Raw genomic sequence first — 22,326 nt, 5'->3', positions numbered from 1 at the left:
ACATGACGATCGTGCTCGACCCCTTCGAATCGACGCCCGAACCGGGCGCCGGTGCCCGCGCGTACGAAGACCCGTTCACCGCGGGTCTGAACCCCCAGCAGAAGGAAGCCGTCGAGTACCGCGGCGAGTCCCTGCTGATCGTGGCCGGTGCCGGTTCCGGCAAGACGAGCGTGCTCACCCGCCGCATCGCACTGCTGCTCGCCAACCGCGAAGCCTGGCCGTCGCAGATCCTGGCGATCACGTTCACGAACAAGGCCGCGGCCGAGATGCGCGAGCGCGTCCGGGCCCTGGTCGGTGGCGAGGCCGAGGGGATGTGGATCTCCACGTTCCACTCGGCGTGCGTGCGCATCCTGCGGCGCGAAGCCGAGCGGTTCGGGTTCCCGCAGTCGTTCACGATCTACGACTCCGCCGACTCCAAGGCGCTGCTGAAGCGGATCATCAAGGAGCTCGAGGCCGACTCCCTCGGGCTGACCGTCGGTGCCGCGGCGTCGAAGATCTCGAAGCTCAAGAACGAGCTGCAGGACATCGACACCTACGCGCGCAACATCAACGTGAACGACCCGCAAGAGGTCATGTTCACCGAGGTGTTCCGGCGCTACACGAACGAACTCCGCCGGGCGAACGCGTTCGACTTCGACGACCTGATCGGCCAGACGGTGTTCCTGTTCCGGGCCTTCCCGGACGTCGCCGCCCTGTACCAGCGCCGCTTCCGGTACATCCTGGTCGACGAGTACCAGGACACGAACCACGCCCAGTACGCCCTGATCCGTGAGCTCACCCGCCCGGTGCCGGTCGAACAGGTCGACAAGCTCGAGGACTCCGGCCAGCACGTCGCCCGGATGCGGGAGACCGACGGGTCGATCGCGCCCGCGTCCCTGACGGTGGTCGGCGACTCCGACCAGTCGATCTACGCGTTCCGCGGGGCGGACATCCGCAACATCGTCGAGTTCGAGCGGGACTTCCCGAACTCCAAGACGATCCTGCTCGAGCAGAACTACCGCTCGACGCAGAACATCCTCGACGCGGCGAACGCGGTCATCGCGAACAACTTCGACCGCCAGGCGAAGAGCCTGTTCACCGACGTCGGTGCCGGCGAGAAGATCGTCGGCTTCACCGGGTACACCGGCCACGACGAGGCGCAGTTCGTCGCCGACGAGATCCAGCGCCTGCGTGAAGACGGCATGGACTACCGCGACATGGCGGTGTTCTACCGGACCAACTCGCAGACCCGTGCGCTGGAGGAGATCTTCATCCGTGCGGCGATCCCGTACCGGGTGCTCGGCGGCACGAAGTTCTACGAGCGCGCCGAGATCAAGGACGCCATGGCGTACCTGATCACCGTCGCCAACCCGGCCGACCCGATGGCCCTGCGCCGCATCCTCAACGTGCCCAAGCGCGGCATCGGCTCGGTCACCGAGACCACGCTCCAGCGCTACGCCGACGAGCACGAGACCACGATGCGCGACGCCCTGCGGCACGCGGGTGAGCTCGGGTTCGGGCCGAAGGTGCGGAACGCCATCACCGAGTTCGCGGCGCTGCTCGACTCCGTGTCCGAGAAGGCCCCGACGCAGCCGGTGGTCGACACCCTGACGCAGCTGCTCGACGGCTCCGGGCTGCTCGACAACCTGCGGAAGTCGCCCGACGCGCAGGACGCCGCCCGTGCCGACAACATCGACGAGCTCGTGGCCGTGACGCGTGAGTTCCAGAAGAACAACCCCGAGGGCACGCTGTCGGACTTCCTGACCGAGGTCTCGCTGGTCGCCGCGGCGGACGAGCTCGACGACTCGTCGGGCACGGTGTCGCTGATGACGCTGCACACCGCGAAGGGCCTGGAGTACGACGCGGTGTTCCTGACCGGCGTCGAGGAAGACCTGCTCCCGCACCGGATGTCCGCCAACGAACCCGGCGGACCGTCGGAAGAGCGCCGGCTGTTCTACGTGGGCATCACCCGCGCCAAGAAGGTCCTGTTCCTGTCCCTCGCGATGACCCGTGCCCAGTTCGGCGACGTGAACGTGGCGATGCCCTCGCGCTTCCTGCAGGAGATCCCCGAGGGGCTCATCGAGTGGAAGCAGTCCCCGGGCATGGCGAACAGCCGTGGTGGCACGCAGCCCCGCGCCCTGAACGCCAAGCGCGACGGCGGCTTCGGCGGCGGTGGCGGCGGCTACCGCGGTGGTGGCGGCTGGGGCGGCGGCTCGTACGACCGCGCAGCGGCAGCGTCGAAGACCCGCCCGAAGACCGAGTGGGCGAACCGGGTGTCCGGGCAGGTGCGCGACAACGGCGACATGGAACTCGTCGCCGGCGACCGCATCAAGCACGTCGACTTCGGCGAGGGCACGGTGTCCGCGGTGACGGGACAGGGAGCCAAGCGCATCGCCGAGATCGCGTTCGACTCCGCGGGCCGCAAGAAGCTCCTCATCAAGATCGCCCCGATCGAGAAGCTGTAGGAGCCCTCACCGGTCCACACCGAACCGGCAGCCGCAGCCGGTCTGGAGTTCACGGAACGGACCCGGGGCGTTCCCCCGCGGTCCGTACGGTGCGGTGCTGTGCAGAACAGCCCTGACGATCGCGACGACGCCCACGACCACGCCGGAGACCGCAGCAAGCGCATCCCGGTCTCCCGCCGGGGCTTCCTGGTCGGGTCCGGACTCGCCGGTGCGGCCGGTCTCGTGGCCTCGAACGGCTTCGGCGGCGCCCCGGCCGTCGCCGATGCGCTGACCGCGGCACCCGCAGTCGCCCCGGCGGCGCTCGGCGGATCGACCGAGGCCGCTCAGGCGGCGGTGGCGCGCGGGCACACCGGACGGTGGCGCCCGGACACGACCTCGCCACGCTTCACCGTCGCTGTGATGCCGGACACGCAGTACATGTTCGACGGCGCCGCGGTGGACCCGGCGCCGATGCGCGCCTCGCTCGAGTACGTCGTCCGCGAGCAGGCCCGGCACAACACGGTGTTCCTCGTCCACCTCGGCGACCTGACGCAGAACGGTGCGGCGTCCGAGATGCGTGCGTCCGGCGCGGTCTTCGACGTGCTCGACCGTGCCGGTGCGCCCTACAGCGTGCTCGCCGGGAACCACGACGTCGACTCGTCGACCGACGACCAGCGTGGCCGAACCCCGTACCTCGACGTGTTCGGCCCGCAGCGGTTCCGGAAGGCCCCGGGCTGGATCGGTTCGAGCCCGGACGGCTACAACACCGCTCACCGGTTCGCCGCGGCCGGCCGCGAGTGGGTCGTCCTGGCGCTCGACTGGCGGACGAGCGCGAGCGGGCTCGCCTGGGCCAGCTCCGTGCTCGCGGCCCGGCCGCACGCCCCGGTCATCCTCACGACGCACGCCCTCGTCGACTCGGACGCCAGCGGTGGAGCGGCGTTCGACCCCTACGGCCAGCAGCTCTGGGACTCCTTCATCTCGAAGCACGACCAGGTGTTCCTGACGCTCAACGGGCACTACTGGGGTCCGGGCCGCACGACGGCGAAGAACACCGTCGGGCACGACGTCGCCCTGCACCTGACCAACTACCAGAACCGCTACTACGGCGGGGCGGCCATGATCCGGCTGTACCACGTCGACCTCGAGCGGAACGTCATCGACGTCGAGACACTGTCGCCGTTCCTGCTCGCCGGTGGGCTCGGCGAGACGAACGAGCTCGCGGCCCAGGAGACCGCCCTCAGCGGCGACGTCGACCGCTTCACCATGGCGGTGGACTTCGACGCACGCTTCGCGGGGTTCGCGCCGGTCGCACCACGGGCCTCCCGGCCGGCGGCACGCATGCTGGTGCCGGGGACGCTGGCGTACTGGCGGTTCGACGGCAACCCGGACGGGGCGGCGCTCGCGCCGACGACGCGGGTGCGCGACCAGAGCGGGCGGGGGAACGACCTGGTGGTCGCTCGCCGGACCGGTGCCGTCGCGGGGGCGCTGCGCTGGACGGCGGCGCACCACGCCGACCAGCCGGGCGCCGGCGGCCTCGCGCTGCAGGGCGGCAAGACCGGTGGGGACCACCTGCAGACCGTCGACGCGGCTCCGCTCAACCGGACCCGGTTCCCCCACGGCTACACGGTCGAGGCGTTCTTCGCGCTGCCGACCACGTTCGACCCGAGCGCGAACGGGTTCAGCGCCCTGCTGTCGCAGTACTCAAGCGCCGGTCAGGTGGGGAAGGCGACCGGAGCCGACGGTGACCCGGACGAACCCGCCGTGACCCTGAGCCTGTCGGGGGACCGCGAACTGCAGTGGTGCGTGTACCCGGCGAGCCAGGACGGATCACTGACGAACTGGGGGCACGAGTTGCCGCTCGGGGCCTGGTGGCACGTGGCCGTGGTGAACGACGGGACGCACACCGTGCTGTACGTCGACGGGTGCCCGGTCGTGCGGAACCCGTCCACCCCGAACCATGGTCTGAGCACGATCGGCAAGCCGTGGCTGCTCGGCGGCTACCGCTACGGCGGCAAGCTCGACAACGTGTTCGTCGGGTCGATCGGCGACGTGCGCATCGTCGGCCGGGCGCTGCAGCCGAACGAGTTCATGAACGCCTGACGCCCCGCCGGCAGACGGGCGTCTGACACGCCCGGCCGTTCGGTGCGCCCCTCGTTCGGGTGGCACGATCACACTTTGTGAGGTTAGCCTTACCTAACGTGACACCTCCCATCGAACTCCTGACCACCGCCACCGCCGAGCGCTACCGCTCCGCCGTGACGTCCACGGTGGACCGCCTGGCCGACCGCTTCGCCGCCGCCGACCGTCCGACGACCGACACCGCTCCCGAGGTCCTCCGGGCCCGGGTGCAGAACGTCGACCTCGACGCCGAACCCCTCGGGACGGACCGCGCGCTCGCCGAACTCGACGAGCTGTTCGTCCGTGAGGCCGTCTGGTTCCACGACCCGGCGTACCTCGCGCACCTGAACTGTCCGGTCGCGCTGCCCGCGGTCGCCGCCGAGTCGGTCCTGGCCGCCGTGAACCCGTCGGTCGACACCTGGGACCAGTCCCGGATCGGCACCGAGATCGAGCGGCACGTCGTCGCCTGGCTCGCCGGTCGGATCGGGTTCGCCGCGGGTGACGGCATCTTCACCTCGGGCGGCTCGCAGTCGAACCTGCAGGCCCTGCTGCTGGCGCGCGAGGCCCTCGGCACCGGCGGCACCGTGTTCACGACCGCGGAGACCCACTTCAGCATCGCGAAGTCAGCGCGGCTGCTCGGCCTCGAGGCCGTGGTCGCCGTCGCCACCGACCACGCCGGCCGGATGGTGCCCGCCGCCCTCGCGGAGGCGATCGCCGCCGCCCGCGCAGCCGGGCAGACGCCGATGGCCGTCGTCGCCACCGCCGGCACCACCGACCGCGGGGTGATCGACCCGCTCGAGCCGATCGCGGACGTCTGTGATCTCGAGGGAGTCTGGCTGCACGTCGACGCCGCGTACGGCTGCGGGCTGCTCGTGTCCCCGACCCGCCGGCACCTGCTCGACGGCGTCGAACGGGCCCGGAGCGTGACCGCCGACCTGCACAAGTCGTTCTTCCAGCCGGTGTCGTCGAGCGCCCTGCTCGTGCAGCGCCCGGAGGACCTGCGCCGCACCGCCTGGTACGCCGACTACCTGAACCCCGAGGACGCCGCCGAGCCGAACCAGGTCGACAAGTCGCTGCAGACCACCCGCCGGTTCGACGCCCTGAAGCTCTGGGCCACCCTGCGGGCGACGGGTGCCGACGCGATCGGGGCCGCGTTCGACACCGTCATCGACCTCGCCGTGGCCACCCACCGGATCGTCGAGGAGCACCCCGACCTGGTGCTCGTCGCGCCGACGCAGCTCAGCACGGTGCTGTTCCGCTGGCAGCCCGCCGGCATGACGGACGAGGCCGCCGACGCGCTGGTCGCCCCGATCCGCTCGGCCCTGCTCGCCGAGGGCCGGGTGCTGATCGCCAAGACGGTCATCGACGGCCGGCCGTGCAACAAGCTCACGCTGCTCAACCCCGAAACCACCCCGGAGCAGATGCGCGCGTCACTGGAGCACGTCGTCGCGACGGCCGCCCGGGTGCGCGCAGCCACCACCGAGACCGAGGGAGCGAACCGATGACCGCCGACCGCACCGCCGCCGACCCCACCGCGCACGACGTCGTCGGCATCGGCATCGGCCCGTTCAACCTCGGCCTCGCCTGCCTGACCGACCCGATCGCCGACGTCGACGCGGTGTTCCTCGACGCCGCCGACGGCTTCGCCTGGCACCACGGCATGATGCTCGACGACGCCACGATCCAGGTGCCGTTCCTCGCCGACCTGGTGACGATGGCCGACCCGACCTCGCCGTTCTCGTTCCTCGCCTGGCTCAAGGAGACCGGGCGCCTGTACCCGTTCTACATCCGCGAGGACTTCCACCCCCTGCGCAGCGAGTACGACGCCTACTGCCGCTGGGCCGCCGACCGGCTCGACACCCTGCGGTGGGGCCGCCGGGTGACCGCCGTCGAGCACGACCCGGTCACCGACACGTTCACGGTGCACGCCGAGACCGATCAGGGTCCCGAGACGTACCGCGCACACCACGTCGTCGTGGGGATCGGCACCGAGCCGTCCGTCCCCGCCCCGCTGCGCGGGATCGGCGGACCGGCCGTCCACTCCGCCGAGTTCCTGCCGAACCGCGACGCCCTGCGCGACGCCGGGTCCATCGCCGTCGTCGGCAGCGGGCAGTCCGCCGCCGAGGTCTACCGCGAACTGCTCGAGGACATCCGCCAGGACGGCTACCGCCTCGACTGGATCACACGTTCGCCCCGGTTCTTCCCGATGGAGGACACCAAGCTCACCCTCGAGATGACGAGCCCGGAGTACACGGACCACTTCCACGGGCTGCCCGAAGCCGTCCGCGACCGCCTGGGGCGGGAACAGCGTGGCCTGTACAAGGGCATCAGCGCCGACCTGGTCGACGACCTGTACGACCAGCTCTACCGGATCAGCGCGCGCGGCCCGGTCCCGACGACGCTCCGGACCGAGACGAGCGTCGTCGACGCCGCCTGGCTCGCCGACCGTGGCACGTACCGGCTGACGCTCCGCCACGAGCAGCTCGACCAGACGTACGAGCACGAGGTCGAGCAGCTGGTGCTGGCCACCGGGTACACCCCGCGGGTCCCGCGGTTCCTCGACCCGGTCGAGCACCTCGTCGCCCGCGACTCCCGTGGTCGCCTGGCGGTCGCCCGCGACCACCACGTCGACACCCTGGGCGGGCGCATCTGGGTGCAGAACGCCGAGGAGCACACCCACGGCCTGACCGCGCCCGACCTCGGCATGGGCGCGTGGCGGAACGCGTCGATCATCCGGTCCGTCACGGGTCGCCCCGTGTACGGCCTGGAGGCCCGGATCGCCTTCCAGGAGTTCGGCCTGCCCGCCTCGGAGCCGTCCACCGCCCACCCCGGCGCCGCGGAGCGCGCGCCGGCCCCGCGCGCGTCCGAGCGGGCGGAGGTGTCCGCATGAGCGCCGTCGTCGACAGCACGGGTGTGACGGGCGCCCGTTCGGCGGGCACTGGTGTGGCGGGCACTGCGACGGTCGACGCGCCCGGGGCGACCGCGTCCGGGGGAGCCGAGCCGGGCCTCCTGACCGTCGAGCCCGTGGACCCGGAACGCGACGCCGCCGTCGTGCAGTCGTGGCTCGCCCACCCGGCGTCGTCGTGGTGGGAGATGGGCGACCTCGACGTGGAAGGGGTGCGCGCCTACCTGGTCGGCGTGCAGGCGGACCCCGCGCAGGCAGCGTGGCTCGGCCGCCGGAACGGCGAGCCGTGCTTCCTGGCGGAGACCTACGACCCCTCCGCCGTCCTGCTCACCGACGTGTGGGCGGCCGAACCCGGCGACGTCGGCATGCACCTGCTCGTCGCGCCGGTGCCCACCGAGGGTCGTGTCCACGGCCTGACCAGCGCGGTGATGCGTACCGTCGTCGAGCACTGCCGGGACGCCCTCGGCGCGCGCCGGGTCGTCGTCGAACCCGACGTGCGGAACACCGCCGTGCAGGCGAAGAACGCCGAGGTCGGGTTCCGCGCCCTGCGACAGGTGGACGTCGACGGCAAGCGGGCCCTGCTGTCGGTGCTCGACACCGACCGGATCGGCGTCCCCGACGACGACGGGCCAGCCGCACACCTGCGGCCCGAGCACCTGGAACCCGCCGAACGGCACCTGGTCGCCAAGGCGATCGCGGAGTTCACCCACGAACGGCTGATCGCACCCGTACCGGACGGGGACGGGTGGCGGCTCGACGCGGGGGAGTCGACCTACCGGTTCCGGGCCCGGCAGCACGTGCTCGAGCACTGGTCGATGGACGAGGCCTCGCTGACGCGGACCCGTGCGGGGGTGCCGGCGCCGCTCAGCGCGCAGGAGCTCGTGCTCGAGCTGCGCGCGGTGCTCGGGATCCCCGACGAGTTGCTCGGCACGTACCTGGAGGAGATCGCGTCGACGCTGGCGAGTGCCGCGGCGAAGCACCGGCGGGGCGGACCGTCGGCCGGGCAGTTGGCACGGGGGCGGGGCGGGGCGGGGGCGGCCGGTTCGGCCGGGTCCGTCGAGGACGTCGTCGCGTCGTTCCAGGACGTCGAGGCGGCGATGACCGAGGGGCACCCGGCGTTCGTCGCCGCCAACGGCCGGATCGGGTTCGGGCTCGACGAGTACCGGACGTTCGCGCCGGAGTCCGGCGGCCGGTTCCGGTACCGGTGGCTCGCCGCCCGACGCGAGCACACGCACCTGGCGCTCGCCGCCGACCGGACCGAGCAGGCGCACTGGGAGGCAGAGCTGTCACCGGCGGTCGTGGCCGGGTTCCGTGCCGCGCTGGAGCGTCGCGGGCTCGACCCCGACGACTACGTGTGGCTGCCCGTGCACCCGTGGCAGTGGCAGCACCGGATCGCCGTGACCTTCGCGCCCGACCTGGGCCGACAGGACCTGGTCGACCTGGGCGAGGGACCCGACGAGTACCAGCCGCAGCAGTCCATCCGCACCGCGTTCAACCGCACCGAGCCGGCACGCTCGTACGTGAAGACGGCGCTCGCCGTGCAGAACATGGGGTTCCTGCGGGGGATGTCGCCCGCGTACATGCGGAACACCCCGGCCGTGAACGACTGGGTCGAGTCGATCGTCTCCGCCGACCCCGCGCTCGCCGCCGCCGGGTTCTCGGTGCTCCGGGAGCACGCCGCCATCGGCTACACGGGGGACGCCTACCACCGGGTCGACGTGTCCTCGCCGCAGCGCAAGATGCTCGCGGCCCTGTGGCGGGAGAGCCCGCTGCCGCGGGTGACGGACGGCGAGCGGCTGCTGACGATGGCGGCGCTGCTGCACCGGGACGCCGCGGGGAACGCCGTGGTCTCGGCGCTGATCGAGGCCTCTGGTCTGCCCGCCGACGTCTGGGTCCGGCGCTGGCTCGACGCCTACCTGCTGCCCGTCGTGCACTGCCTGACCGTGCACGACCTGGTGTTCATGCCGCACGGCGAGAACCTGGTGCTCGTCGTGCGCGACGGCGTCGTGGTCCGGGCCGTGATGAAGGACATCGGCGAGGAGGCCGCGGTGCTCGGTCGGCACGACGACCGCCCGGTCCCCGCCGACATCGACCGGATCGTGCACCCGGTGTCCGACGACGAGGCCGCGCTCGCGGTCTTCACCGACGTGTTCGACGGGGTGCTCCGGTTCGTCGCCGCGATCCTCGACGACGACGCGGTGCTGCCCGAGTCCCGCTTCTGGCAGGTCGTGGGGGAGTGCATCGACGCCCACGCCGCCGCGCACCCGGACCGCCGTCGTCCCCTGGACCTGCGGGTGCCGACGTTCGAGCACTCGTGCCTGAACCGGTTGCAGCTGCGGAACACCCTGTCGATGGTGGACCTGGCGGACCAGTCGGCGTCGCTCATCCGGGCGGGGGCGATGGCGAACCCGATCGGGCGGTAGCGGGGCGGGGGCTCTCGGTGCGGAGCCGCGCCGACTACGGCTGCAGGCGGGTGGCCGTCCAGGCACCCTCGGTGAATGCGTACTGCAGTCGTCGGTGCATCCGGTCGCGGCTGCCGTGCCAGAACTCCACGATGTCGGGCTCGAGACGCCAGGCAACCCACCGTGCAGGCCGGGGGACGTCGTCGCCGGAGTCGTCGAGCAGGTCGTTCGCGTCGTCGATCAGGTCCTGCAGGGTCCGCGGCTCGAGCACGGCCGACTGGTCCGCGATGGCCGTCGCCGCGCGTGACTTCGGGGAGCGGTCCGCGAACAGGGCGTCGGACTCGGCGTCCGACAGCCGGACGACGTGGCCCTCGAACCGGAGCTGCTGCATCGTCTCGCGCCAGTACGCCTGCAGGGCTGCGTGCGGGTTCTCGGCGAGCTGCCGCCCCTTCGGGCTGTCCTCCGACGTGCCGAAGACCAGTCCGTCCGCCTCGATGCGCTTCACGTCGACGGTGCGAGCGGACACACGGCCGTCGGCCCCGGCCGTGGCGAGGGTCATCGACAACGGCTCGGAGACCTGTCGGTCTTGGGCCGCGGACAGCCAGTCGCGAGCGAGGTCGAGCGGAGACGCCGGCGGGCTGTCGAACTCGGGCAGGTGCAGGGAGTCGTCACCGGAGAGTGGGGCAGAGGACATGCACCCACCCAACCGTGCCCGAGGGCTCGGTGTTCGAAAGGGGTCGTCCGCCGGGGTCGACCTCGGCCTCGTCAGGGCGTCGCGGACGGCAGCGTCCGGGTGATGCGGAGGTGTCCGACCGCACTGACGAGGACGGTCCAGACGGATCCGTCCGCCAGGCCCGAGAACGTGACGGTTCGGCCCTGGTCGTCGTCGCTGCCGGTCGGGACACGTCCGTGATCCGGCCAGAACATGACGGACAGCGCCTCGTCCGGGATCAGCGCGAGTCGGCGGAGGTGCTCCCAGAGCGCGGACACCTGGTCCTGGCGTGTGGACGTCTCGAGTCCGCTCGGGCGGAACTCCGTCGGTGGCAGGTCGGCCACGCGGGTGTCGTGCACCACCTCGAACGGCGCTCCGGGACGCTCGACGTACGGCCTGTGGAACACCCGGATGCCGATCGTGCCGTTCGGTTCGACCGCGACGTCGATGAGGTCGGCCCACCGGGTGTCCTCGTCGTCCCACCCCACCGCTCGGGTGAGCCGGTGCGTGCTCGGCTGGCGCCTGCCGGTCAGTACCGTGCCGGCGAGCACTTCCGCTTCCGCCCACTCGGCCGGAGTCAGGGCGTCACCGAGCGTCGCCCGCACCGCGGTCCACCGTTGCGGTGCCGACCACGAGGCCGGCTGCGCGCGACCGAGGAGGCGATCGATCAGGGAAGGCCGTCCGTCGATGGAGCGGGTCGGAGCAAGCGTGGTCGAGGTGGCGATCGTCTCGGTGTCGTCGACGGCCTCTGGTCGCGCGACCAGCGGCTTCACTCCGACGAACGACCGCTGTGCCTCCACCGTGCCGAGGCGTTCGTCGGCGGGGGCGAACACGTCGACCAGGTCGTCGAGGCGTGGACGACGACCGCGGCGGTGTCGGTACGCACGCAGGCCACCACCCTGCTGTCGAGCCATCCCGCTCGGCCACACATCGACGCGGGCCCCCTGCACACCCAGGAGCCACCCGTCGCGGTCGAGTGCCGCGCGCACCAGGCTCAGCGCCTCGAAGGCGTCGTCGGCCGTGGCCGAGTGCTCGACGCCCAGCAGCGACACGGTCACGGTGGAGTGCGCCTGGCGGTCTGGGTTCGTCAGGTCCACCTCCACCGTGACGGTCGCCGGGGCGCTGGTGCCGTTCCGGTACGCGATCCGGTCGTACGTCGTCATCGCCGCCCGCCGTGTCCACGTGTCACGGCGTCGGGACCTGCACCGACACGAGCCCGGTGAACCGGAGCTGCTGCATCGTCTCGCGCCAGGACGCCTGCAGGGCCGCGTGCGGGTCGTCGAACTCGGGCAGGCGCAGGGAGTCGTCACCGGAGAGCGGGGTAGAGGACATGCACCCACCCAACCGTGCGCCTGCGGGCAGCGCTCGGGGAGTCCGGCGTGACGCACCGAGCTGGGTCACGTGACGTGTCGCCCGGCGGTCCGCCGCATCGCCCGCAGCAGCAGCGGACCCGGCAGCCGCAGCAGCACGCTCGGCACCAGCGCCCGCACCCCGGCCACCACCCGGACGGTGCGTCGGAAACGCCGTTCCTCCCGCGGCCCCCACGCGAAGCCGTACGCCGTGCGCACCCGTTCCGGCAGCATCCCCACGGTCACGATGCGGACGAGGGGCATCGCCGCCCGCACCCACAGCGGCGCGAACCGCGGGTGCAGCAGGTCGCGGACGACCCCGCGGGCGTCGTCGGTGACCTCGAGCCCCTCCAGCGTCCGCTGCCAGTACCGGTCGAACGCCGCCACCGAGGTCGGCCAACGCTCCGGCGGCACCCGCAGCGCGGTCGCGATCGGGGCGTAGGCGGCGAGGACCTGCTCGGCGCGGGCCGCGGAGACGCGTGTGCCGAACAGGTCGTGCGCCCGCCGGGCGGAGTCGAACAGGGTGGCGGCCACCCAGAGTTGCCGGTCGACGTCGTCGGCGCCGGCGACGGGCCGGTGCGCACGGTTGACGAAGCCGGCTGCGGTCGCCGAGTCGGTCTCCGTGCCGATGACGACGGCGTAGACGAACATCAGGGTGTGGGCGAGCCGCTGCTGGGGTCGCCGGGCGAAGTCCGAGTGCCGTCGGACACCGGCCGCGACGACCGGGTCGGCGATCTGCAGCAGGATGGCGCGGCCGCCCGCGGCCACGGGGGTGCTGTCGGCGAGGAACCGACGCAGGTGACGGTCGTGGACGCGCCCAGCAGGCGGACGGGAGGCGCGGTGCGGGTCGTGTGTCGCGCCTCCAGGCCGTGGGGTGGTCACGCCGCACCCCGTCGGCGTCGCGCCCGCAGGACGGGCCACAGGTCCACGGCGATCGCCGCCAGGAGCGCGACGGCGCCGACGACCAGGGCGACCAGTGCACACGAGGCGTCGACGGGTGCGTCACCGGTCAGGGCGAGGAGCGTCGCGACGAGCCAGATCGCGGGGAGCGGCCAGAGATGGGCCGGTGACCCGGTGACGACCGCACCGAGAACGCCGACGACGAGGAGCGGCACCCAGCGGCCACCGGGTTCCGAGCGGGCGGCGAGGTGCGCCGAGGCGGCGACCAGGAGCATCGCCGCGACCGCCAGCAGCCGCGCTGCCGAAGGCATGCTGCGGACGCTGGCACGGACTCGTCGGAACACGGCCCGATGCTACCGAGCCGTGTTCCGGGGGAGCCTGATCAGCTCAGAGCGGCTTCGTGCCGAGGTCGTTGCCGAGGTCGGCGCGGTCCTCGTCCTGCTCGTTCTCGTGCTCCCACAGGTCGGGCGAGCCCTCGCGCGGGGAGCCACCGGTCGGACCGTCGTCGGAGCCGTCACCGGGCTGCGGCTCGACCGTCTCGCCGGCGACCGCGTCGTTCGTCACCGTCTCGAGGGACTCCTCGGCCTCGTCCACCTCGTACGGGCCGACGTGCTCACGGTCGACGTCGTCGTCGCGACGCTGCTGGGACTCGAAGTCGTCGACGGGGCTGATGCCGGGGTCGCTCATGGTGGTTCCTTTCCGTTGCGGGCTTCCTGCCTACCCGCCGGCGCTTGGCGGCCGTCCGGTTTCGTGTCGTGTTCACCCGGGCGTCACCTGCCGGTCACACCGCCACGGCAGCATCGCCGATGCTCGGGGGAGTGGAGCGCGGTCGCCGACGGGTGGTCGAGCGACCGCGCCTTCCCCGCCCGGGTCGTCCGGGCCGGCGCGCTGACCGCCTGCGCTTTCGTCCCTGGTTCGTTCAGACGCGTTCGAGCAGGTCGCGTTGCTCGACGTCGGCGAGTGCGAGGGTGCGGTAGCCGGCGGACTCGAAGAACACCGTGACGCGGTCCTCTTCCGTGCTCATCACCACGCCCGTGCCCCACTCGGCGTGCTCGACGCGCGCATCCGGCGGCCAGGCCGCGTCGTTCGCCCCGTCGGCGACGTGGGCGGAGGCCTCGCGTGCCGTGCCGGACGAGCAGGTGTCGCAGTTCCCGCACGGCTCCGGCAGCTCGTCGCCGAAGTAGCCGAGCAGGAACTGGCGGCGGCACCCCGTCGTCTCGGCGAGCTGGCGCATCATCGCGATGCGGGACTCCTCGACCCGCTCCCGTTCGGCGGCACGGTCGGCTGTCGCACGTGCCGCACGGTCGGCGTCCTGCGGGCCGTCCGGCACCCGGGAGACACCGTCGACGTCGTCGCGCAGGGCGCCGGCGTCGAGCAGGGCGTTGAGTGCTCGACCGGCGGTACGGGCCGACAGGCCAGCGGCCTCCACCAGTGCGGAGCGGGCGATCGAACCGGTCGCCGGGACGGCGTCGAACACGGCCCGGACCGAGGCGGGTCGCGGCGAGCCGGACGCGAAGAACGTGCGCAGGCCGAAGTCCTCGGCGCGGTAGTGCAGGGTGGCGCCGGCCGGTTCGGCGTCCCGCCCGGCCCGCCCGATCTCCTGGTAGTAGGCGTCGATCGACTCGGGGACGTCGGCGTGCACGACGTACCGGACGTCGGGCTTGTCGATGCCCATGCCGAAGGCGCTCGTCGCGACCACCACGTCGACGTCGCCGTCCAGGAACCCGGTGTGCACGGCCTCGCGCTCCGCCACCCGCATGCCGGCGTGGTACGGCTGTGCGCGGCGACCACGGGCGGCGAGGGCGTCGGCGTACTCCGTGGTCGCGGCGCGGGTGGCGACGTAGACGACCGTGGGTCCGTCGAGCTCGGCGACCTGGTCGACCACGGCCTGGCGCTTCTCGGCGTCCTCGGCGTGCCGGACCACCTCGAGCCGGATGCCGGGACGGTCGAACCCCGAGGCGAGCACGAACGGGTCGCGCATACCGAGCCGCTCGACGATGTCGTCCCGCACCGGAGCGGAACCCGTGGCGGTCAGTGCGAGCACCGGCGGGCGGCCCAGGCGCTCCGCGACCTCGCCGAGCGCCAGGTAGTCCGGTCGGAAGTCGTGACCCCACGACGAGATGCAGTGCGCCTCGTCGACGGCGACCAGCGCGACCCCGGCATCGCGGAGTCGCTCGAGCACGTCGTCCTTCACCAGCTGTTCGGGGGCGAGGAACACGTACCCGACCTCGCTCGCGGCGACGGCGTCCCACGCATCGGCGACGTCCCGTGCCTTCTTCGTGGCGTTCAGGGCGACGGCTCGGGGTGCGTCGGAGTGGTGCTCGAGCCCGACCACCTGGTCCTCCTGCAGCGCCACGAGCGGGGAGACGACCACGACGAGGCCGTCCAGCCCGAGGCCGGCGACCTGGTAGATCGCGGACTTCCCCGATCCGGTGGGCATGACCGCCAGGGCGTCACGGCCCTCGAGCACGGCGTCGATGACGGACTCCTGGTCGGGGCGGAGCGTCCAGCCGAAGACCTCGGTGGCGCGGGTACGGAGTTCGGGTTGCACCGATCCACAGTGCCGAGCTCGAGCTCGGGCCGGTCCCAGCAGTGCGCGCAGCGGATCGTGCGCTTCAGGTGCCCGGTCCCGATCGGCTTGTCCTCGGGTGTGCCCGACGTGCACCGGCCGTCCACCGAGCAGCGCTAGGCTGCGTGGCGGCCGTTGTCTCGACATCGAGCGACCCTCGATGTGGAGAGCGCGACCGGGAAACCGATGCCGATCGCACGAACCGTGCGGGAAGAAGAACAGCGTGGATCTTTTCGAGTATCAGGCCAGGGACCTCTTCGAGTCCTACGGCGTCCCCGTGTTGCAGGGGATCATCGCCGACACCCCCGAGCAGGCGAAGGCGGCGGCCGAGAAGATCGGTGGCGTCGTCGTCGTCAAGGCGCAGGTGAAGGTCGGCGGTCGCGGCAAGGCCGGCGGCGTGAAGGTCGCGAAGACCCCGGACGAGGCGTTCGAGCACGCGCAGGCCATCCTCGGCCTCGACATCAAGGGCCACACCGTCCAGCGCGTCATGGTCGCCCAGGGTGCGGACATCGCCGAGGAGTTCTACTTCTCCGTGCTGCTCGACCGGGCCAACCGCTCCTACCTCTCGCTCACCAGCGTCGAGGGTGGCATGGAGATCGAGCAGCTCGCCGTCGAGAAGCCCGAGGCGCTCGCCCGGGTCGAGGTCGACCCGCTGACGGGCATCGACAAGGCCGCCGCGCTCGAGATCGCCGCGCAGGCGAACTTCCCGGAGTCGCTCCGCGATCAGGTCGCCGACGTCTTCGTGAAGCTCTACGACGTGTACAAGGGCGAGGACGCGACCCTCGTCGAGGTGAACCCCCTCGTCCGCACCGGCGACGGCCAGATCCTGGCACTCGACGGCAAGGTCTCGCTCGACGAGAACGCCGACTTCCGCCACGAGGGCCACAAGGACCTCGAGGACACCGCCAGCGAGGACCCGCTCGAGGCCAAGGCGAAGGCCCACGGGCTGAACTACGTCAAGCTCGACGGCCAGGTCGGCGTCATCGGCAACGGCGCGGGGCTCGTCATGTCGACGCTCGACGTCGTCGCCTACGCCGGTGAGCGCCACGGCGGCGTGAAGCCCGCCAACTTCCTCGACATCGGCGGCGGCGCCTCGGCCGAGGTCATGGCCAACGGCCTCGACGTCATCCTCGGCGACCCGCAGGTGAAGAGCGTGTTCGTGAACGTCTTCGGCGGCATCACGGCCTGCGACGCCGTCGCGAACGGCATCGTCACCGCGCTCGGCATCCTCGGCGACGCGGCCACCAAGCCGCTCGTCGTGCGCCTCGACGGCAACAACGTGGAAGAGGGTCGCCGGATCCTGGCGGAGGCAGCGCACCCGCTCGTCACCGTCGCCGCGACCATGGACGATGCGGCCGAGAAGGCCGCCGAACTCGCCGCCGCAGCGGCCTGAAGGGACTGACCATGTCGATCTTCCTCAACAAGGACTCCAAGGTCATCGTCCAGGGCATCACCGGTGGCGAGGGCACGAAGCACACCGCCCTGATGCTCAAGGCCGGCACGAACGTCGTCGGCGGCGTGAACGCCCGCAAGGCCGGCACCACCGTCACCCACGGCGACGTGTCGCTGCCGGTCTTCGGTTCGGTGCGCGAGGCCATCGACACCACCGGTGCCGACGTCTCGATCGTCTTCGTCCCGCCGGCGTTCGCGAAGGACGCCGTGACGGAGGCCATCGACGCCGAGATCCCGCTCGTCGTCGTCATCACCGAGGGCATCCCCGTGCAGGACTCGGCCGAGTTCTGGGCGCACGCCAAGGCGAAGGGCGGCACGACCCGGATCATCGGGCCGAACTGCCCCGGCATCATCACCCCGGGGGAGTCCCTCGTCGGCATCACCCCGGCGACGATCACCGGCAAGGGCCCGATCGGGCTCGTCTCGAAGTCCGGCACCCTGACCTACCAGATGATGTACGAGCTCCGGGACCTCGGCTTCTCGACCGCCATCGGCATCGGCGGCGACCCGGTCATCGGCACCACGCACATCGACGCGCTCGCCGCGTTCGAGGCCGACCCCGAGACCGAGGCCATCGTGATGATCGGCGAGATCGGTGGCGACGCGGAAGAGCGTGCCGCCGAGTTCATCAAGGCGCACGTCACCAAGCCGGTCGTCGGCTACGTCGCGGGCTTCACCGCTCCCGAGGGCAAGACGATGGGCCACGCCGGCGCGATCGTGTCCGGTTCGGCCGGTACCGCCGAGGCGAAGAAGCAGGCGCTCGAGGCCGCCGGCGTCAAGGTCGGCAAGACGCCGTCCGAGACCGCCGCGCTGCTGCGCGAGGTCGTCGCCGCTCGCTAGCGGTCCGTCCGTTCCGCACAACACCGGTGTTCGTCGGTTGAACCGCGTCCTGCGCGTGTTCGTCCTGCGAACACCGGTGTTTTGCGTCGGCAGCCGCGCGGCTCCGGGGTGGCCGCGCGAGGGGCACGTATCCTCGCTGCGATGAACCGCCTGGGAACCGCTCTGCTCGCCGCGATCGAGGCGGTCGTGACGGTCGGCGTCGGCATCGGGATCGCCCTCGTGCCCCTGACGCTGCTCTGGGGGTTCGAGTACGGCCTGCAGGTCGACTGGGACGTGTTCTGGAAGGCCACCGGCAGCGTGTGGCTCGTCGGACACGGCGTCGACGTCTCGTTCCTGCTCGGGTCCGCACTCGCCAAGAGCACCGGGGTCAGCGGCGCCGCCGACCCCATCCACGTCACCCTGGCGGCCCTCGGGTTCGCGGTCGTGACGGCCTGGCTCGGCGCCCGCGCCGGACGTCGGTTCGCGGAGACCGAGCACCGCACCACCGGGCTGCTGGTCGGGACCGCCGTCGTCGCGCTCCTCGGTCTGGCCGTCGCGCTGTCGTCGACCTCCGCCGCCACCCGCCCCACGCTCTGGCAGGCCGTGGTGCTGCCGGCGCTCTGGTTCGGGATCCCCGCACTCGCCGCCTCCGAGGTCTGCCGTCGTCGCCGTGACCTGCCCGCCGACGCCGGCACCCAGCGGGTCATCGACCTGGTCGACCGCATCCCCGCCGTCTGGCGGTCCGTCGCCGGGTTCGGCCTGCGCGCCGGGACCGCCGCGACCGCCGTGGTCGTCGGCGTGGCCGCGGTGCTCGTCGGCCTGCTCCTCTTCACCTCGTTCGCCGAGGTCATCACCCTGTACGAGCAGTCGCACGCGGGGGTCATCGGCGGCGTCGCGCTCACCGTCGGGCAGCTCGCGTTCCTGCCGGACTTCGTCGGGTGGGCGACCTCGTGGCTGATCGGCCCCGGGTTCGCCATCGGCACCGGGTCGAGCGTGTCCCCGATCGCCACGACCCTGGGCCCGATCCCCGGTCTGCCGGTCTTCGGCGCCTTGCCGACCTCCGGTCACACCTTCGGGCTCGTCTGGGTCCTCGTGCCGGTCATCGCCGGGTTCGCGATCGGCGGCTCGATGCGACCGCGGTTGGTGCGGGCCCTGGGCGCCGCCGACTCCGCGCTGCACCGTGCGCTCGGCGGCGTCGTCGCAGGACTCGTGGCCGGTGTGCTCACGGGGCTCATCGCCTGGGTGTCCTCCGGTTCGTTCGGCCCCGGGCGCCTGGCCGACGTCGGCCCGAACGCCCTGGCGGTCGGTGGGTTCGCCGCACTCGAGGTCGGCCTGCCGGCGATCATCGCCCTCGCCGCGGGCAGTGACCTGGTCCGGCTGCCGGACCGCGGATGGACGCGGGAGCGCTGGACCGAGGCCGACGAATCTGACGATGACCACGACACGGCGCGCGCCGGGGTCGACCTCGGTGAGGGTTCCCTGCTCGCCGCGCTCGACCAGGCCGGTGCCGGGCGCACCACCGACGTGCACCGCTTCGTGGTCGAGGAGTCCCACGACGGATCGACCGCCGCACGGCCCCGCGGGACGACCGAGCACGCGACCGAGCCGGTCAGCAGCGAGCCGATCCGCAGCGAGCCCGCCGACGCGGCACCCGCACGGCCCACACCCGCACCCGCACCCGTCGCACCGCGCGCGGGCGACACCGACCACGACGTCGAGCTCCCCGACTGGGCGAAGACCGACGCGGTGGCCGCCGACCGCCTGGCCGCCGAGCCCGGACCGGAGCGCCGCAGCGTCGGACGAGCAGCCCTGGGCGGCCTCCGCGACCGCCTGGCCGGCGCGGCCGAGGGTGTCCGGGGGCGAGCCGGTGCACTCCGCGACCGCGTGACCGGCTCCGACGCCGAGCCCCAGCGTCCCGGCTCCGAGCGGCCCGCAGCGCCCGCCCCGGCAGCTGCACCCACCCCGGTGCCCACCGACGCCCAGCCCGCGTTCCCGTGGAGCACCGAGGAGTTCGTCGCCGGCCGGGACGACGTGGACGAGACGGCCGAGGCGGACCGCGTGGACGTCGCGCCGGACACCCGTGGGCCCGCCTCGAGGCCGGCGGAGCAGTCCCGCCCGACGAAGTGGGACGTCACCGACCAGATCCCCGAGGACGAACTTCCCTGGTGGCGTCAGCCGAAGGACGACCGGTAACAGCGCCCGTCGAGTGCGTGCCTGCCGGTAGGGTTGGTGCCGTGCTCGAACTGGTCGTCCTGATCTCCGGTACCGGGTCGAACCTCCGAGCCCTGCTCGAAGCGACCTTCGACGCCGAGTACCCCGCCCGTGTCGTCGCCATCGGTGCCGACCGTGACGCCGAGGGCCTCGGTCTGGGCGAGGAGTTCTCGATCCCGACCTTCACGGTGCCGTTCACCCGCTACGAATCGCGCGCCGAGTGGGGCCAGGCCCTGGCGGAGCAGATCCGCCCGTGGTCGCCCGACCTGCTCGTGCTCTCCGGCCTGATGCGCCTGCTGCCCCCGGCCGTGGTGTCCGAGTTCGCCCCGGGGATCATCAACACCCACCCGGCGTACCTGCCCGAGTTCCCCGGCGCCCACGGCGTGCGGGATGCCCTGGCCGCCGGGGTCACCGAGACCGGTGCGAGCGTCATCGCGGTCGACGACGGCGTCGACACGGGGCCGATCCTCGCGCAGGAGCGCATCCCGGTGCTGCCGGGTGACACCGAGTCGACGCTGCACGACCGCATCAAGCCGGTCGAGCGCCGCCTGCTCATCCAGACCATCCTCGACATCGCCAACGGCACCACCGACCTGAAGGGCACCCCGAGCGCATGAGCGTGCACGCAGCCGACCCCAGCCTCTACCGCGACCGAGACGTGGTCCCGGTCCGCCGTGCACTGATCTCGGTGAGCGACAAGTCCGGCCTGCTCGAGCTCGCCGGCGCCCTGGCCGACTCCGGGGTCGAGATCGTGTCGACCGGCTCCACCGCGCAGACCGTCCGTGACGCCGGCTACGCCGTCACCGACGTCGCGAGCGTCACCGGGTTCCCCGAGTCGCTCGACGGCCGGGTGAAGACCCTGCACCCGTCGGTGCACGCCGGCCTGCTCGCCGACCTGCGGCTCGAGTCGCACGAGCAGCAGCTCGCCGACCTCGACATCGCGCCGTTCGAGCTCGTCGTCGTGAACCTGTACCCGTTCGTCGAGACCGTGGCGTCGGGTGCCGACACCGCGACCGTGGTCGAGAACGTCGACATCGGCGGCCCCGCGATGGTCCGCGCCTCGGCGAAGAACCACCCGAACGTGGCGATCGTCGTGTCCCCGGCGTCCTACCCCGAGGTCGTCGAGGCCGTCCGTGCCGGCGGCACCACGCTCGAGCTCCGGAAGCGCCTCGCAGCCCAGGCCTTCGCGCACACCGCCGCCTACGACACCGCGGTGGCGTCCTACTTCGCGAGCGACGTCGTCACCGCCGCTGCGGCCCCGACGACCGCCGGCGACATCCGGACCCCCGGTGCGTTCGACGAGCACCTGGCGGTCGAGGCCGAGCTGTCGGCGACCCTGCGCTACGGCGAGAACGCCCACCAGGCCGCGGCGCTCTACACGACGTCGGACGGCACCGGCATCGCACAGGCGACGCAGCTGCACGGCAAGGAGATGTCGTACAACAACTACGTCGACGCCGACGCAGCGGTCCGTGCGGCCTTCGACTTCGACGAGCCCGCCGTCGCGATCATCAAGCACGCCAACCCGTGCGGCATCGCGATCGCTCCGGCCGACTCCGCCGACCCGATCGCCTCGGCCCATGCCGCCGCGCACGCCTGCGACCCGCTCTCGGCGTTCGGCGGGGTCATCGCCGCGAACCGCCCGGTCACCGTGGCCATGGCCGAGACCGTGAAGGACATCTTCACCGAGGTCGTCGTCGCCCCCGGGTTCGACCCCGAGGCGCTCGAGATCCTGTCGCGCAAGAAGAACATCCGCCTGCTCACGCTGCCGGCCGACTTCGCGCTCGCCGACCGCGAGGTCAAGCAGATCTCCGGCGGGTTCCTGGTGCAGGACGCCGACCGCTTCACGGGCTTCGACCAGGCCACCTGGACCCTCGTCGCCGGCGAGCCCGCCGACGAGCAGACCCTCGCCGACCTGGCCTTCGCGTGGAAGGCGAGCCGTTCGGTGAAGTCGAACGCCATCCTGCTGGCGAACCAGGGCGCGAGCGTCGGTGTCGGCATGGGCCAGGTCAACCGGGTCGACTCCTGCCACCTCGCGGTGAACCGGGCCGGTGACCGCGCGACCGGCAGCGTGGCGGCGTCGGACGCGTTCTTCCCGTTCGCCGATGGCCTGCAGGTGCTGCTCGACGCCGGTGTCCGTGCGGTGGCGCAGCCCGGTGGCAGTGTCCGCGACGACGAGGTCATCGCCGCGGCGAAGGCCGCCGGCGTCACGATGTACTTCACGAGCGAGCGCCACTTCTTCCACTGATGTGAACAATCGGTGGCGAACCATTGCGCCCCGTGAGTCACTGTGAATAGTCTGTAAGGCTCCGCGGCAGGCAGCCGACGATCCCTCGGGACCGGCGGCACCGCGGACACAACGGTGACGAAGACGACGACTGGAGTGACGATGGACAACATGACCGGAACCGTGGCGACGGCCGCCCGCGCAGGTCTCGTGTCCGTCGTGGGGACCACTCCCGCACG

At 72.2% G+C, this 22,326-nt stretch carries 17 protein-coding genes; 10 read left to right on the top strand and 7 right to left on the bottom strand.

The genetic code is table 11. The features are described 5' to 3' along the window. The first annotated feature begins 2 nt into the window (after positions 1-2). The 5 genes from ORG17_RS16050 to ORG17_RS16030 all read left to right on the top strand — a co-directional run bounded on the left by ORG17_RS16050 (position 3) and on the right by ORG17_RS16030 (position 9,869). On the top strand, positions 3-2,444 hold the full coding sequence (locus ORG17_RS16050; protein WP_111090924.1) for an ATP-dependent helicase: 2,442 nt from the start codon (positions 3-5) through the stop codon (positions 2,442-2,444). Positions 2,445-2,543: 99 nt separating this feature from the next. Continuing rightward, complete coding sequence (locus ORG17_RS16045; protein ID WP_214526147.1) at positions 2,544-4,523, top strand: LamG-like jellyroll fold domain-containing protein; 1,980 nt, start codon at positions 2,544-2,546, stop codon at positions 4,521-4,523. Between the two features lie 98 nt (positions 4,524-4,621). Continuing rightward, positions 4,622-6,046: a pyridoxal phosphate-dependent decarboxylase family protein gene (locus ORG17_RS16040; RefSeq protein WP_214526148.1), complete on the top strand. Its 1,425-nt coding sequence runs from the start codon at positions 4,622-4,624 to the stop codon at positions 6,044-6,046. After that, the gene (locus tag ORG17_RS16035) at positions 6,043-7,431 is read left to right on the top strand and encodes a lysine N(6)-hydroxylase/L-ornithine N(5)-oxygenase family protein (RefSeq protein ID WP_214526149.1); all 1,389 of its coding nucleotides are present in this window, start codon (positions 6,043-6,045) and stop codon (positions 7,429-7,431) included. The genes ORG17_RS16040 and ORG17_RS16035 overlap by 4 nt, the downstream gene beginning before the upstream one ends. After that, entirely contained in the window at positions 7,428-9,869 is a 2,442-nt protein-coding gene (locus ORG17_RS16030; RefSeq protein ID WP_301565261.1) for a GNAT family N-acetyltransferase, read from the top strand. Before ORG17_RS16035 ends, ORG17_RS16030 begins: the two co-directional genes overlap by 4 nt. A gap of 34 nt (positions 9,870-9,903) precedes the next feature. Here ORG17_RS16030 and ORG17_RS16025 read toward each other — a convergent pair whose 3' ends face one another. The 7 genes from ORG17_RS16025 to ORG17_RS15995 form a co-directional block, all read right to left on the bottom strand. Next, the gene (locus ORG17_RS16025) at positions 9,904-10,542 is read right to left on the bottom strand and encodes a pyridoxal 5'-phosphate synthase (RefSeq protein WP_214527953.1); all 639 of its coding nucleotides are present in this window, start codon (positions 10,540-10,542) and stop codon (positions 9,904-9,906) included. 71 nt (positions 10,543-10,613) lie between these two features. Continuing rightward, on the bottom strand, positions 10,614-11,723 hold the full coding sequence (locus ORG17_RS16020; protein WP_214527954.1) for a hypothetical protein: 1,110 nt from the start codon (positions 11,721-11,723) through the stop codon (positions 10,614-10,616). A 22-nt stretch (positions 11,724-11,745) separates the two neighbouring features. Continuing rightward, entirely contained in the window at positions 11,746-11,892 is a 147-nt protein-coding gene (locus ORG17_RS16015; protein WP_214527955.1) for a hypothetical protein, read from the bottom strand. Between the two features lie 65 nt (positions 11,893-11,957). After that, complete coding sequence (locus ORG17_RS16010) at positions 11,958-12,791, bottom strand: oxygenase MpaB family protein (protein WP_214527956.1); 834 nt, start codon at positions 12,789-12,791, stop codon at positions 11,958-11,960. After that, on the bottom strand, positions 12,788-13,120 hold the full coding sequence (locus ORG17_RS16005) for a hypothetical protein (protein ID WP_214527957.1): 333 nt from the start codon (positions 13,118-13,120) through the stop codon (positions 12,788-12,790). The genes ORG17_RS16010 and ORG17_RS16005 overlap by 4 nt, the downstream gene beginning before the upstream one ends. A 76-nt stretch (positions 13,121-13,196) precedes the next feature. Continuing rightward, positions 13,197-13,496, bottom strand: coding sequence for a hypothetical protein (locus ORG17_RS16000; RefSeq protein ID WP_214527958.1), 300 nt, complete (start codon positions 13,494-13,496; stop codon positions 13,197-13,199). 232 nt (positions 13,497-13,728) lie between these two features. Continuing rightward, on the bottom strand, positions 13,729-15,360 hold the full coding sequence (locus ORG17_RS15995) for a RecQ family ATP-dependent DNA helicase (RefSeq protein ID WP_214527959.1): 1,632 nt from the start codon (positions 15,358-15,360) through the stop codon (positions 13,729-13,731). 241 nt (positions 15,361-15,601) lie between these two features. Between ORG17_RS15995 and sucC the strand changes: the two genes are divergently transcribed. The 5 genes from sucC (at position 15,602) to purH (ending at position 22,108) form a co-directional block, all read left to right on the top strand. Next, on the top strand, positions 15,602-16,771 hold the full coding sequence (gene sucC / locus ORG17_RS15990; RefSeq protein WP_214527960.1) for an ADP-forming succinate--CoA ligase subunit beta: 1,170 nt from the start codon (positions 15,602-15,604) through the stop codon (positions 16,769-16,771). Positions 16,772-16,782: 11 nt separating this feature from the next. Beyond that, positions 16,783-17,670 carry a succinate--CoA ligase subunit alpha gene (sucD, locus tag ORG17_RS15985; RefSeq protein WP_071250213.1) on the top strand — a complete coding sequence of 296 codons (888 nt, stop codon included), beginning with the start codon at positions 16,783-16,785 and terminating at the stop codon, positions 17,668-17,670. Positions 17,671-17,811: 141 nt separating this feature from the next. Then, positions 17,812-19,842, top strand: coding sequence for a cell division protein PerM (locus ORG17_RS15980; protein ID WP_214527961.1), 2,031 nt, complete (start codon positions 17,812-17,814; stop codon positions 19,840-19,842). Positions 19,843-19,883: 41 nt separating this feature from the next. Then, positions 19,884-20,477: a phosphoribosylglycinamide formyltransferase gene (gene purN / locus ORG17_RS15975; RefSeq protein WP_214527962.1), complete on the top strand. Its 594-nt coding sequence runs from the start codon at positions 19,884-19,886 to the stop codon at positions 20,475-20,477. Continuing rightward, positions 20,474-22,108 carry a bifunctional phosphoribosylaminoimidazolecarboxamide formyltransferase/IMP cyclohydrolase gene (purH, locus tag ORG17_RS15970; RefSeq protein WP_111056605.1) on the top strand — a complete coding sequence of 545 codons (1,635 nt, stop codon included), beginning with the start codon at positions 20,474-20,476 and terminating at the stop codon, positions 22,106-22,108. The genes purN and purH overlap by 4 nt, the downstream gene beginning before the upstream one ends. The last annotated feature ends 218 nt before the right edge of the window (positions 22,109-22,326 follow it).

It is taken from the genome of Curtobacterium flaccumfaciens pv. betae, from assembly GCF_026241855.1.
Lineage (GTDB): Bacteria > Actinomycetota > Actinomycetes > Actinomycetales > Microbacteriaceae > Curtobacterium > Curtobacterium flaccumfaciens.
This window is presented reverse-complemented; position numbering and strand designations above follow the sequence as displayed.